We start from the raw sequence: 14,284 nt of genomic DNA, 5'->3' as shown, positions 1-14,284 counted from the left end.
CCTATTTACTAATGTGAAGAGCCATATCAATAAGTCTCATTGAATAACCCCACTCGTTGTCATACCAAGCCATAATTTTAACCATATCGCCACCAATGACTTGAGTTAAATCTTCTGCAACAATTGAGCTGTATGTAGATCCAACAAAGTCTTGAGATACTCTCATCTCTTTGTCCATCAGTAAAAGGCCTTTTAGTTTAGTATCTGCCATCTCATTAAACACTGCCGTCACTTCTTCTTTTGTAGTTTGTCTTGATATGACAACGTTTAAATCAACCATAGAAACATCAGGAGTTGGAACACGAACACTTTGTCCATGAAGCTTACCTAGAAGCTGAGGCATTACAAGGCTTATTGCTTTTGCTGCACCAGTAGTTGTAGGAATCATATTAATAGCACCTGCTCTTGCACGTCTTTTGTCTGATGAGTGTTTAACATCTAAGATATTCTGATCATTTGTATATGAGTGAATAGTAGTCATAAGACCCTTTTGAATTCCAAATGCATCATCTAAAACCTTTGCTACAGGACCTAAACAGTTTGTTGTACATGAAGCATTTGAAACGATTTTTTGACCATCGTACTCATTTTCATTTACACCCATTACAAATGTTGGAGTCTCTTTATCTTTTGCAGGAGCTGAAAAAAGAACTTTTTCAACACCGTTATCAATGTGAACCTGAGCAGATTTTTGAGTTAAGAACACACCTGTACATTCTAAAACCATATCAGCACCACAATCAGCAAAACTTAAGTTTATTGGATCACGATCACTAAAAATTCTAATATTTTGTCCATCAATACTGATGTTGTTTTCATCAATTTGCTCTATCTCACTCTTAAATGTTCCGTGAACAGAATCATTCTTTAATAAATAAAGCATCATGTCCATGCTAGCCATGTCATTTATAGCTACAATTTCAACATCACTTCTTGTAGCTGCTATTCGAGCTACACAACGACCAATTCTACCAAATCCATTAATTGCTATTTTAAGTGCCATTATATTTCCTAAAATTAAAAAAATTGTATTATTTTATCTAAAACTAGCTATAATTCGCTTTAAATTTGGGAAGCCTATGGAAACTATTGCACTATTTGGCGGATCTTTTGATCCACCTCACATCGCTCATGAGGCAATTGTCAGGGCTTTACTGAACATAAAAGAGATTGACAAAGTCATCGTCATGCCAACATATTTAAATCCTTTTAAATCACAATCTTATGCCCCTTCTGAGTTAAGACTAAAGTGGCTAAGAGAGATTTTCTCTGATTACAAAAATGTTGAGATTAGTGATTTTGAAGTCTCAAAAGCTGAGAAAGTCCCAACAATAGAGAGTGTAAAGTATCTTTTGAAAACATACAAAAAGATATATCTCACTATTGGAGCTGATAATCTTGAAACTCTTCATAAGTGGACGGACTACCGTGAGCTAAAAGAGTTAGTAACTTTTATAGTTGCTTCAAGAGAATCTCTAGAAATACCAAAGGGCTTTATGAAACTAAGTGTAGATGTAGACATCTCATCAACCACTTTAAGACAGAAGATAGATAAAAGAAAATTGCCACAAAAATGTGCGATTGAAATTGAAAAATATTATAAGGAACAAAATGCAAAATAGAATTGATAATATCACTAATTCTTTAGACAAAAACAAAGCTGAGGGAATAGAGGTTTTTGACTTAAGAGCCAAAAATTATTTCGTTGAATATGCAATCATTGCTTCATCACTGGGACCAAGACATACAGCTGCTCTACTAAATCACCTAAAAGATGATCTTAAACCTGCTGAGAAATTTAACAATGTTGATGAGAGTGGTGATTGGATAGTTGTTGATTTAGGAGATATACTTATTCATATTATGACTCCAGAGTATAGAGTAAAATATGACATGGAAAGTTTTTTAAGCGCTCTTGCAACTGGTAAAGAGGGTGAAGATGGTGAGGTACTTTAAACCTCAAAACAAGAGAGAGGAAAAACTACTTTTTCTCTTCTTCTTCATCTTCATCTTCATCTTCGTCTTCATTAATGTTTTGTAAGATATCTCTGTAGTCATATATTGAATCAACATACCGAACAGGCTCACTTCCTCTTGCATACCCATGTTTTAATTTTTGGTAATATCTCTTTTGAGAAAGAAGTGGTAAAGCTTGTTTCAAATCACTCCATATATTTTGGTTCAGTCCCATCTTTTTAGCTAGATCTTGCGCATCTTTTATGTGTCCCATTCCAATATTGTAAGCAGCAAGTGCAAATTTTAGGCGGTTTTCACCCTCTACTTCTTTGGGAACATTAATTAGCATCTGATTGAGATGTCTTGTTCCACCTTTTATACTTTGCTCAGGATCTAGACGGTTTTTTACACCAAGTAATTTCGCAGTACGAAGAGTCAACATCATCAAGCCTCTAACTCCTGTAAAACTTTTTGCTTTTGGGTTCCAATGTGACTCCTGATAGGACTGTGCTGCCAAAACAGTCCAAGGAATTCCATAGCGTGTTCCATACTTTTCAAAATATTCTTTATATTTTGGTAGTCTTGATTTTACACGTTTATAAAACATTTTGTTGTCGTAATAGTCGAAGAAAAGTACATAGCTGTAGTAATGGTCTTTAAGCTGTGCTAATTTACCACTTTGATTAAAACCATTAAACCACGAATACATATCAGCTGCTAATTCTTTTGAATTTTCCGCTAATACCCATGCCAACTGTTCTCTTTCACTTATAACAAAAGCTTGTGTAATCCCTGAAAAATATCTCTGATTTAGTGCGTAAATATTTGAATCCGCTATAGTACAGTCTATCTTATGAGATGCTACCTGTTCTAAGAGCTCTTCTGTTGAGAGCTCTGAATCAAGTGTTGCATTTATGTCAAAACCATCTTCTTGCAATGATTTTATAGTTTCACTATAACTAGTTCCATCACCTACTGTGATACTAAGTCCGGCAAGACTTTCCACATCTCTTGGGAACTTTCCGCTACCTAGCATCCCACGATTACAAATAACCTGTTCTTGAACTTCAAAATAGGAGGGTCCAAAGTTAAAAGTTCTCTCACGAGCTTTAGTTTTAGCCAGAGATGCTGAAGTAATATGTATATGTGGAAGTTTAGAGAACTTTATAGCCTCTTTTATTGTATTTGCAGTAGTAATATTTAGAGTCACACCAAGATGCTCAGCATAAGAATGAAGTAGCTCATACTCAAAACCCTGTGCCCCATCAGTTCCTATGTAATAGGTTGAAGGGGCATTTAATAAGACAACATTAAGAATTTTTGTCTTTTTTATCTCATCTAAAACTGATGGCTTCTCTATTCTGTTTCCAGGCTTATAAGCGGAGTGACTAATCCAGCCAAAAATAAAGAACGAGAATGCAAAAAAAACAATAAGTAAAATTTTAATATTTTTATCTACTTTATTCATTACAATAGTTTACAGATAAAAACTTATGCAAAAATAAAACGATTAACTCCATTATCATACTCATGCGCCAAAACCTGCTCATGCACTTTTAAAATAGAGTCAACTAGATAAAGTCCCAAACCAAAGCTATTTTTTGATGGATTTTCTTTTGTAAAAGGTTCTATATAGTATTGAAGTGGATGCGCTATACACTCACCCTTGCTCTCAAAACACAATTCATTATTTATTATCAAAATTTTTACATGAGAATCTGGGGAGTATTTGATACCGTTATCTATCATATTTTTTATCGCTGTTGTATATAATCTGTAGCTGACTATCAATTTAGGCATGGCATCTATATCTATCGTTACACTGCTTCTATCAATCATAGCCATATCAATAGCTCCGTCTATAATGTCAATAAGTCTGTATTCTTTAAAGTCGCTCTTATCATGCACACTTGTTACTTCTTCAATAAGAGCAAACTCTTCCACAAGCGTCTCCAAACGGCCAAAAATAGAACTAAATCTATCTCTTTCTTTTGTAGTACGAAGCATCTGAGTAGCAATAGTTCCCTTTGCAATTGGTGTCTTTAGCTCATGCATAATATTTCTCAAAAATAGTGTTCTAGAATCTAGCAATGAATTAATCTTCTCTCTTGTTGATTCAAGTTCATTTGAGACTAGTGCTATCTCATCACTTCCTGAAGTTTTAAAAGAGATATTCATATCTCCGTTTCCAAAAAGAGCAATCTTTCTTCTTAGGCGAATAAGTGGTCTGAGTCTTTGTAAAATAAGTACAAATGAGATAGAAATAATTAATATAATTGTCAAATATGAGTATGCAATTGAATAGTATTTATATGGCTTTAACTCTTCATCTTGAATCATAACAGAGCCAATAGGAGACTCTATATAAAAGTATATAGTCTTGCTTAATTCAACCATTGATATTCTAAGATCACGAACAACTTTTTGAGTGTAAAGACCTTGATTGTTTAACATAATAGCTTCATCGACTCTTTTAAAATTTTTATGTTTTAATAGTTTTGAATTTTCTAAAATTCTTTTTTTTTCATTCTCATCATTTTCTATTACAAACTTATAGACTGCCAAGTTTGCTTCAAGCATGATTTGTGAAGTATTTTTCTGAAGGTGTTCACGATATATCTGAGTAATTGTTTCGTGTTTTGAGAAGATATGGTCTATATATTGATGCTTATTAAGTTTGTAAAATTCCCAGAAAACTGCACTAACACTAACAAGTGTAACTGCTAGTGCAAAAAGTACAGTTATGAGAACGGCGTGTTTTTTCATTATTACTTAAGTAACTTGTATCCAACACCACGAACTGACTCTATAAGAGTTTTATCGCCTAGTTTATTTCTGATTCTTCCAACCATAACATCTATACTTTTGTTTGAAGAGTCTTCATTTATAGCATTTACGTTATGGATAAGGTCTTCTCTTGAGACCACCAGTCCCTGTTTAGCAATCATATAAGCAAGTATTCCAAATTCTGCGTTTGTAAGGTCTATATTTCTGCTTTTATATGTAATCATCATAGATGAGGTATCACATTTAAAGTCACTTTTAGACTCTTCTTTTGCTTCAGATTTTGCCGCGTAACGTCTAAGAACTGAGTGAATTCTTGCTTCTAGTTCTCTTGGGTCATATGGCTTTGGCAAGTAGTCATCAGCACCAAGCTCAAGTGCTTTTATTTTATCTGTAACATCACTTCTTGCTGATGATATGATTATAGGAATATCCTGTCTCTCACGAATTGCTTCACAAACTTCCAAACCATCCATTCCTGGAAGTGTCAAGTCCAAGATTACTAAATCAAATGGCTCCAATTTTAATATACTTACAGCTTTAAAAGGGTCATCTTCTGTGATAACCTCAAACTCAAACTGCTCAAGATACTCTGTTAGTATCTCTGCTAATTCTAAGTCATCTTCAATCATTAATATTTTTTTCATGTGAGATTTTAACAGAGATAAACTAATAGCTGGTTAAGAGAACATCAAAGCTATATTGTATGCTATAAATGAAAGTGAATAAGCTACAACAGATGTAAATGCAAAAAGGTAAAAGAAATACTTTATCCCTCCTGCTTCACGAGTAAAAACAATAGATGCTGCTAAACATGGCAGATAAATCATAATAACAACAATAAATGCTATTGCAGATGCAAAAGATATATTTTTACTAATAGCATTAATAAGAGAGTTATTCTCTTCATCTACATCATCTCCAAGAGCATAAAGTACACCTAGAGTCGATACAACAACTTCTTTTGCAGCAAGCCCAGTTTGAAGAGCAACACTCATCTTCCAGTCAAAACCTAATGGTGCAAAAATCGGTTCAGAAAATTTTCCGATCTGCCCAAGATAACTTTGCTCTAGATTAGCTTCAGCGAACTTGTTTGAAAGTATTTTCTTTTCATCTTCTTGCACAGCCATTTCTATCTTAGCTGCATACTCTTTTTCTAAGTCCAGATTATGTGGGTAGTTACTTAAAAACCAAATTAGCATAGATGCAGCTGCAATAAAAGTACCTGCTTTTTTCAAATACATCATCGTCTTAGTCAAAACTGTGTGCCAGATTAGTTTGGCAGAAGGAAGCCTATACTTTGGCATCTCCATTACAAACGGCTCATCAGCACCTTTAAACGCTGTCAGTTTTAAAATTTTAGCAGCTATAAGACCAATCATAGCTCCACCTATATAGATGACAAAAAGGATATTTCCCGCCATCTCAGGGCTAAAAAATGCACCTGCAAAAAGTACATAAACAGGAAGCCTCGCCCCACAACTCATAAAACCGATTATGAAAAGAGTTAGCAGTCTATCACGATCATTTTTAAGTATTCTTGCACTCATATATGCGGGGATAGAACACCCGAATCCAGTAACTAGCGGGATGAAAGATTGTCCGTGCATTCCAAACTTATGGAAAAAACCATCAAGTAAAAAAGCAACCCTGGACATGTACCCTGTACTCTCCAATAGTGCTATACCTATAAATAGGATGATGATATTTGGAACAAAAAGGATAACAGCTCCAACACCGGCAATTATTCCATCAACGATAAGTGATCTAACATCATCGTTTGCTATTGTAGCGCCAACAGTATCACCGAACCAACCAAAAAACGCGTCTATCCAATCCATAGGGATAGAACCAATCTCAAAAGTCAGTTGAAAAAGTGCCCACATGAAAAATAGAAATATTGGGATTCCAAAAAATGGATGAATTAAAATATTGTCTATTCTTTCAGTTAAAGTTTTTTGCTCTTCTCTTGCATCTTGCTTAAAAACTTCGGCAATAATACCTCTGTTAAACGATGCATATTCCTCTGCAAAAGCTTCTTTAATATCATCACTGTCATGGTGAAGTTCTACGTGCTTTGAAGAGTCAATAAGTATTGGTTGAAGCTCTGTCCAGATAGGGTCATCATGAAGTTTAGCATAGGTTTTTTTATTGTTTTTCAGTAAGTTTATTGCTACATTTCTATATGAGTTTACAGCATCATATTTATGCTTAGAGAGGTAGTTTACTATTGTTGATATCTCTTCTTCAACTGGCTCACTAAAGATTAATTTTGATTCTTGCTTTTCTTGTTCACGTACAGATATAACGGCATCTAAAAGATTTTCAATACCAATTTTTGTTACAGCAGATACTTTTACACAAGGGATGCCAAGAAGTTCTGACATATAAGCTGCATCTATTGACACACCCTCTTTATCTGCCTCATCACTCATATTTAGAGCGATTACAATACTCTTACTCATACTCATAAGCTCAGACGTAAGTTGAAGGTTTTTCTCTAAATTTGTAGAATCAACTACATTGATTATAAGGTCATAACTCTCTGCACAAAGATAGTCATGCGTAACTCTCTCTTCAATAGTATAGTCAGTGAATGCGTAAGTCCCGGGAAGATCTACAACAGTAAAATGATAATCTTTATAATCAAAAAGTACTTCTGTTTTATCGACCGTTACACCCGAGAAGTTTCCTACATGCAGATGCGCGTTTGACACAGAGTTGATAAGCATACTCTTACCAACATTAGGTTGTCCTACTAGAGCTATTTTTATATGTTTAGCAATGACTGGACAAGCTTTTACATCTATTCCCTTCATATCTGTTCTACCTCTATTAACTGAGCTTCTTTCGCACGCAGAGCTATTCTCATCTTACCTACTTTAACTTCTATTGTACTCTTTGCAGTAGAGTATTCTAATACTTCTATAACTGCTTCTTTCATGATTCCAAATGATATCAATCTCTGTTTCAAATCTGTCTCAGCGTGTAACTTTACAACTTTTACTATACATGCTTTGTTACAATCTTTTAATGTTTTCATAAATATATTCTTTATTTTTTATAATGATAATAAATATCATGTTAATACTTGATTAAAACTTGTACTCAAGTCTCACAAGAGCTCTATCAAAAGTATTTTTGTTACTTGTTGATGTGTAATTTGTGTAGGTAGCTTCTAGATACCATTTATCAGTTATGTCATAAGTTATAATTGCGTCTTTTTCTATAATTCTGCCATTATCACTGTAAAGCTCACCATAAACAAGTTCAAGGACTAAACCCTCTATTGAAACTGCTTCAAACTCGTAACCTGCGCCAATTCTAAAAGATTCAGCATTATTATTTGCTCCACCTGTATACGATGAACCTGCTTCTGAGATTGAAGAGATAGATGCTTCATCAAGTGAAGTGTAGTAAGGACCACCGCCAAAACCATTTGTTACGTATTTTCCATTATCTGAAAGTGAAATATTGTACGCTCCTCCAAAAAATGCTCCATTGTAATGAAAGATAGACATTGCACCAAAAACATTCCCACCAACATTTGAGCTTTCTAACTCTTGTATATTGGTAGCTTGAACTCCATAATCCAAGTGAATATCTTCACCATCAATAAAATATATTCCTACTATCTCAGCATATGCAATAGCACTCATCTTATCGATATAGTTATACCAAAAAGAAGTCTCACTGTTTTTCGCATATTCATACGCTATAGATGCTCCAAGCATCCCAAAACTATCAGAGCCAACCAAGTCTTTAAACTCGTTTTGAAATGCCCCTGCGCTCTCATCTTGAGAATCATAACCAGCCCATCTGTTAAAGTATAAAAGTTGAGTTTTTACTTTATCGTTATAATCGATATTTGCCCACGCACCCTCAAATGTATTTGGAGCCATTCTTATATCATCACTGTTTGCAAAAGGTGTCTCAACTCTTACACGTCCAATTTTTGCTTGAAAGTATTCGTTACTATAGTTGATACTAGCCTCTGCAATGTAAGCGAAAGAGCTTAAATCTTTTGCGAAAAAATCTTCATTGAGATCATTTTTATCTGGATTTATAAAATCAAGACCTTGTGACACATAAGCCGCTACATGTGCTTGAAGTCCATGAAATTCAGCAGTGTTAAAACCAAATTCACCACCCAAAGATGTAGCACTTTTTTCTGTTTTATTAGGGAGGGAACTGATCTTATGTGCACTATTTATATAAGAGAGTCTAAACTTACCAAAAGCATCAGCATAGTCGAACATAGTGTCAAAACTATCTGCTTCTTTTGGAAGTATTTTTACAACATCATATCTTCCTGCTACTTTAGAGTGAATCATACCGCTTTGCTCTATAGCCGTAGTCATTTTTTCTGTAACTATAGGAGTTTTTGCTTTAGCAGTAGTTTCATCAGCATGCGCCAAATAAATCATATCTATCATTTTTAGTCCGTCTTTATATTGTCTTATTCAAATGATAATAGATATCAACTTAGAAGCATCTTAATAATGATAAAAGTTATCATTATTAATAATTATTATATATTTACTATTTTACTACAAATTAAGATATAAAAAATTGATTAATAGCATGATAAGAGATATAATTACGCCAGAACTTCACTCAAGGTAATTTATGAAATTTTTATACCAAGCAACTTCTCACTTTAATCTGGCAAATCTTTTTACTTTTGTAAATATTACAGCCGGTCTTCTTGCAACTTACTTCATTACTCAAAACAATTTTATTTTAGCAATTGTTTTAGCATGGATTGGCGGTGCTTTTGATATTTTTGACGGTAAAATTGCCAGAAAATACAAATTATCAAATGAGTTTGGTGTTCAACTGGACAGTTTTGCAGACTTTTTAAGTTTCGTACTTGTTCCTGTATTTTTAATCTTTCAAGCAGTTTACTCTACTTCACTCTCTGGCATCTGGACAATTCTTGCTGCTGTTGTTAGCATCTACTATGTTATATCAGGACTTAGAAGACTTATACATTTTAATATTAATACAGATGCTGGAGAAGTATCTAAATATTTTACAGGCGTACCAACTCCTCTTGGAGCGATTTTACTCTGGTTAGTATATCTCACACACGCTTATAATATTTTACCTGCAATAGCAGTTATTGTTTTAATGGCTATTATTGGATGGAGTCTAAACTCTAAACTGAAAGTTCCTCATCCTTAGAAGCTTTTTTAAGCTACTACGACGCAGTTTCGCCCACTGCTTTTTGCAGAATATAGTGCTGAATCTGCTGCTCTTAAAAGAGACTCGAAACTATTGTGTTCTTTATTTAACTCACTAATTCCAAAACTGGCAGTTACTTTTATATCAGCCGGATTTAACTCTTCAATCTTTTTTCTAAGAGTCTCTGCTTTTTCTTTTGCGTCTTCTTTTGAGCAGCCATCCAGAACGACTATAAACTCTTCTCCGCCAAATCTTGCACTAAAGTCCTCAGTTCTATTATCCTGAATAAGCAGAGATGCTACCTCTTTTAAAACCAGATCTCCAGTTAAATGTCCATGAGTATCATTTACTATTTTAAAGTGATCTATATCAATCATCATAACACTCAACTTATCATTTTTTCTAAATGCTCTTGAGAATTTTCTCTCTCCTTCTAAAACTAAGTGATTGCGGTTATAAAGACCTGTGAGTTGGTCATGCACAGCATTGTAGATAAGCTCATCTCTCTGTTTTTTAAGTGTTACCTGAGTTCTAACTCTCGCTTTTACTATAGCTGGATGTATCGGTTTTTTAATATAATCAACTGCGCCTAAGAGGAGACCTTTTTCTTCGTCTTCTTCAGTATCGTTGCCTGTCACAAAAATAACTGGAACACTATCACTCCCAACACATCTTTTTAATTCTCGTAGTACGTCGTATCCATCCATATCAGGCATATTTACATCAAGTAAAATCAAGTCAGGGTATGGCTTTTTAGTACTTAGTTCTATCGCACTTCTGCCGTCTACCGCTACTTTTATATGGTACTCATCTTTCAATACTTCAGCAAGTATTTGTACATTTGATGCCACATCATCAACAATTAATACAACTGCTTTTTCTTTCATTCATACCCTTTACTTAATTTTTATAGTGTAAAGCTTACTAGGCTTACTCTTAATAGTTTCTTAATCAAATATTTGAAAAGTATGTAATTACATATTGCTTACAGCCATTTAAGAAGTATATTTTTCAACAATTCTTTATCTATTGGCTTAGCAAGATAATCACTCATACCGGCAGACCTACACTTCTCTTGATCACCTTGCATAGCATTTGCAGTCATAGCGATAATCGGTATATTTGTATATCTCTCTCCAGCCTGCTCAGCTCTGATAGCTTGAGTTGCACCATATCCATCAAGCTCTGGCATCTGACAATCCATAAAAATAAGGTTATATTTTTTAGAAGAGCTATTTAACATCTCTAAAGCCTCAATACCATTATTTGCTATGTCTGCTTCAAGTCCAAAGTCCTCTAACATCCCATTTGCGACAAGCTGATTAGTGATGTTATCTTCAACTAGTAATATATTACTTTCAAATATAGGGTCTTGCTCTTCTTCAATATTTTCACTGCTGAAGAAATTATCATCTTTAAAAAGAGTATCAAGAGCTTTAAAAAGATCTTTAGTAGTAGCAGGTTTTGGGAAAAAACCATCTATCCCAATATTACGATAGCTAATGGCATCTACTCTATCTATAAGCGAAGTCATCATAATAATTTTCATACTACTATATGCAGTGTTCTTTCTAATTGTTTTAGCAAGTTCTTCGCTATTCATATCTGGTATCACTCTATCTATAAATGCTATATCAAAACTATCATCTTGTAACATTTTTAATGCTTCTTTGGAATCAATCGCGCTGTAAACTTTCATTCCCCAGTGTTGGAGTTGTTTTTTCATGGCTTCTATACTGAATTTTGAATCATCTATAATTAAAATCTTTTTATCTTTAACCGAGTTATGAGGAATAGCTAAAGATCTGTCTTGACTAAGTTCTACACTAATATCTATAGTAAATATACTTCCTTTTCCAAAATCACTTTTAACTTCCACTTTACCATTCATTAGCTCACACAATTTTTCAACAATAGCCAGTCCAAGCCCAGTCCCGCCATACTTTCTTGTAGTAGATGCATCTACCTGGGAGAAAGAGTCAAAGAGAGTATCTATTTTATCTTCTGGAATGCCTATTCCACTATCAGACATCTCAATAATCAATCTTGCATCTGTAGGTTCTGTAACATCCAAGATTGCTTTAATCGCAATAAATCCTTCGGATGTAAACTTAATGGAGTTACCTACTATATTAGAGAGTATTTGTCGGATTCGTCCTGGATCTGCTTTTATCATATTTTGTTCAATATCTGTAACTTCTAAAATAAGTTCAACACCTTTTTCCTGTGCTCTAAAAGCGATCCCTTCTGCAAAGTCTCCAAGCTCATCACGAATGTTAAAATCAATATATTCTAAATCCATCTTTCCAGCCTCAACTTTTGAAAAATCTAAAATATCATTTATAAGACTAAGAAGTGCTTTTGCACTACTTTTAGCCAGAGATGCTTGGTGCTTCTGAGTGTCATCCAATTTTGAGTTCATTAAGAGACCAAGCATCCCAATTACACCATTCATTGGAGTTCTTATATCATGAGACATACTTGCCAAAAATATTGCTTTAGTTTTAACACTCTCTTCTGCTATCTCCTTAGCTTCAACTAATTCTCTGCTTAGTGTATTAATATTATTTTTAATCTTCACAGCAAACAAGTAAAAAAGAGTAGCCATCAGAAGAATAAAAATAGAAGCATATATGATTAGTTGAAGATATTTATAATCAGAATTCACCTTTTTTTTGTATGCAAGAGCTAGCTGAAACCTTATATATTCATTCAACTCAATATTGGCATAACTAATAATATCTTTTAGTTTTACAATATTTTCATTATGTTCTTCATCATTAGCACTCTCGTTGTTTTTTAATATTTTTACAATCTTTATAAACTCTCTTTTTGAGTAGGCAAAAAGTTCTTTTTCTTCATCGTCTATCTCTTTTAGTGCAAACTGATTCCATTTTTTTTCTAGTAACTCTTTAGCCAATGTCAAGACTTCAATTGCTTCATCTTTTGAGATATTACCTATTTTTTCTTCATTAATTGTGTCAAGAATATTGATATTGTATATATCTTTAATCTCTTCCAAGGTCACCAAAGGTTCAATATGGTTTTGATATATACTGTCTGTTATATTTCTATTTTCATAGCGAATATAAAAAGATAGAGCAGTGACTATTAAAATAGAAAAAGCAGTCATAAATATAAGTATGTTAAGTTTTACATTAAGTGTTAATCTATCTAAAAAATTCATCTACTTCTTTTCCTCTATTGCTACTAGCTCACCATTTTTAAAGGTTGTAAGATAGATGCTATCCATAGCTTGATGATCATTTGGTGAAAGACCAATCTCTATACCATGTAAAGCATTATTTGGCAACTGCTCAAAGCTACGTATAAAACTCTTTCTTGTTAGTGACTCTCCATTTAACTTAAGTGCTTCAACGACAAGCTTCGCACTTAAAAAACCTTCTAAAGAGATAAAATTACAACTCTTATCAGGAGAATACTTTTCAAGTATCTCTTTATACTCTGCAACTGCTGCGTTAGATATATTACATGCTAAAGGAACAACTTGTGAAATAACGATATTATCTGTATTACCTTTTAACTCTTTAGCTAAAATCTCGCTTCCTATGGCAGAAATAGCTGCAAATATTGTATTTACAAGTCCCTCTTTCTTGGCACGTTTTATAAATTTGATGCTAGGCTTATTCACTCCAACCATAATAACAGCTTGGGGTTTCACTCTTTTAATAAAATTCAAAGCTGTCGTTATTGAGAGTGTATTTCTCACATAAGCTCCTTTTGCACTAAGCCTCAATCTTCTTTTTTTTAGCGCAATCTCTGTCCCTCTGAGTCCAGCCTTTCCATAACTGTCATTTTGATAAAATACTGCAATATTATTCATCTTAAGGTCATCTACTAAATACTTCACTAATGCCTCAGTTTCTGCATAGTAACTTGCTCTAAAGTTCACTACTAAAGGGTTGAAAGGTTTTCGTAAAAATTCTGCTCCGCTATATGGGGTTAAAAAAGGAACTTTGTATTTATTGACTACGTCTAAAACAACTTTTGAAGTAGGAGATCCCATCTCTCCAAAAAGTGCAAATACCTTATCTTTTTTGATGAGTCTTAAACTATTTTCTTTAGCGAGTGAAGGTTCATACTTATCATCATAAGTGATTAGTTCAATTTTTCTGCCATGAACTCCACCTATTGAGTTTATATATTTAAAATAAGCAAGTGCTCCATTGTGAATTGATCTTCCAAGGTCAGTTGCTGAGCCAGTCATGGCACATGATTGACCAAGGATTATCTTATTATCTTCAACACCGTTATCTTTCTTTAAATAACTGCTATATATCACAAAGATTAATATCATAAAGAATAAAACAGCAGTAATCTTAAACATTAACTTCAT

The 14,284-nt window shown here is 33.7% G+C and carries 13 protein-coding genes; 3 read left to right on the top strand and 10 right to left on the bottom strand.

The annotated features are described in order from the left end of the window. Position 1 precedes the first annotated feature (1 nt). Positions 2 to 1,003, bottom strand: a complete 1,002-nt coding sequence (gap, locus tag SMGD1_RS08935) for a type I glyceraldehyde-3-phosphate dehydrogenase (RefSeq protein WP_008337008.1) — start codon at positions 1,001 to 1,003, stop codon at positions 2 to 4. 76 nt (positions 1,004 to 1,079) lie between these two features. Here gap and nadD point away from each other — a divergent pair, with 76 nt between their 5' ends. Together nadD and rsfS are read left to right on the top strand one after the other, a co-directional pair. Further along, positions 1,080 to 1,622, top strand: coding sequence for a nicotinate (nicotinamide) nucleotide adenylyltransferase (gene nadD / locus SMGD1_RS08930; protein WP_008336082.1), 543 nt, complete (start codon positions 1,080 to 1,082; stop codon positions 1,620 to 1,622). Further along, the gene (gene rsfS / locus SMGD1_RS08925) at positions 1,612 to 1,956 is read left to right on the top strand and encodes a ribosome silencing factor (RefSeq protein ID WP_008336751.1); all 345 of its coding nucleotides are present in this window, start codon (positions 1,612 to 1,614) and stop codon (positions 1,954 to 1,956) included. Before nadD ends, rsfS begins: the two co-directional genes overlap by 11 nt. 25 nt (positions 1,957 to 1,981) lie before the next feature. On the opposite strand, the gene mltF is transcribed toward rsfS, so the two are convergent. From mltF to SMGD1_RS08895, 6 genes are read right to left on the bottom strand one after another with little or no spacing between them, the layout of a single operon-like run. Next, positions 1,982 to 3,424, bottom strand: a complete 1,443-nt coding sequence (mltF, locus tag SMGD1_RS08920) for a membrane-bound lytic murein transglycosylase MltF (protein ID WP_008336007.1) — start codon at positions 3,422 to 3,424, stop codon at positions 1,982 to 1,984. A 23-nt stretch (positions 3,425 to 3,447) separates the two neighbouring features. Beyond that, positions 3,448 to 4,722 carry an ArsS family sensor histidine kinase gene (locus SMGD1_RS08915; protein WP_008335787.1) on the bottom strand — a complete coding sequence of 425 codons (1,275 nt, stop codon included), beginning with the start codon at positions 4,720 to 4,722 and terminating at the stop codon, positions 3,448 to 3,450. A gap of 2 nt (positions 4,723 to 4,724) precedes the next feature. Next, positions 4,725 to 5,387, bottom strand: a complete 663-nt coding sequence (locus tag SMGD1_RS08910; RefSeq protein WP_008336466.1) for a response regulator transcription factor — start codon at positions 5,385 to 5,387, stop codon at positions 4,725 to 4,727. A gap of 33 nt (positions 5,388 to 5,420) precedes the next feature. Beyond that, a complete protein-coding gene (feoB, locus tag SMGD1_RS08905; protein WP_008334962.1) occupies positions 5,421 to 7,559 on the bottom strand; it encodes a ferrous iron transport protein B in 2,139 nt (712 codons plus the stop codon). Further along, positions 7,556 to 7,783 carry a FeoA family protein gene (locus tag SMGD1_RS08900; protein WP_008336398.1) on the bottom strand — a complete coding sequence of 76 codons (228 nt, stop codon included), beginning with the start codon at positions 7,781 to 7,783 and terminating at the stop codon, positions 7,556 to 7,558. Before SMGD1_RS08900 ends, feoB begins: the two co-directional genes overlap by 4 nt. Positions 7,784 to 7,835: 52 nt before the next feature. Next, positions 7,836 to 9,176 (bottom strand): OprD family outer membrane porin, encoded by a 1,341-nt coding sequence (locus SMGD1_RS08895; protein WP_008336371.1) that lies wholly within the window; start codon positions 9,174 to 9,176, stop codon positions 7,836 to 7,838. A 193-nt stretch (positions 9,177 to 9,369) separates the two neighbouring features. Here SMGD1_RS08895 and SMGD1_RS08890 point away from each other — a divergent pair, with 193 nt between their 5' ends. Beyond that, complete coding sequence (locus tag SMGD1_RS08890) at positions 9,370 to 9,927, top strand: CDP-alcohol phosphatidyltransferase family protein (protein WP_008336658.1); 558 nt, start codon at positions 9,370 to 9,372, stop codon at positions 9,925 to 9,927. A gap of 8 nt (positions 9,928 to 9,935) precedes the next feature. On the opposite strand, the gene SMGD1_RS08885 is transcribed toward SMGD1_RS08890, so the two are convergent. The 3 genes from SMGD1_RS08885 to SMGD1_RS08875 all read right to left on the bottom strand — a co-directional run bounded on the left by SMGD1_RS08885 (position 9,936) and on the right by SMGD1_RS08875 (position 14,284). Then, entirely contained in the window at positions 9,936 to 10,814 is an 879-nt protein-coding gene (locus SMGD1_RS08885) for a diguanylate cyclase (RefSeq protein WP_008336269.1), read from the bottom strand. A gap of 98 nt (positions 10,815 to 10,912) precedes the next feature. Then, positions 10,913 to 13,114, bottom strand: a complete 2,202-nt coding sequence (locus SMGD1_RS08880; protein WP_008336217.1) for a response regulator — start codon at positions 13,112 to 13,114, stop codon at positions 10,913 to 10,915. Next, positions 13,115 to 14,284: an ABC transporter substrate-binding protein gene (locus SMGD1_RS08875; RefSeq protein WP_139064132.1), complete on the bottom strand. Its 1,170-nt coding sequence runs from the start codon at positions 14,282 to 14,284 to the stop codon at positions 13,115 to 13,117.

The organism is Sulfurimonas gotlandica GD1, assembly GCF_000242915.1.
Classification (GTDB): domain Bacteria; phylum Campylobacterota; class Campylobacteria; order Campylobacterales; family Sulfurimonadaceae; genus Sulfurimonas; species Sulfurimonas gotlandica.
The sequence above is the reverse complement of the archived record's forward strand: the minus strand, read 5'-3'. Positions and strand labels throughout refer to the sequence as shown.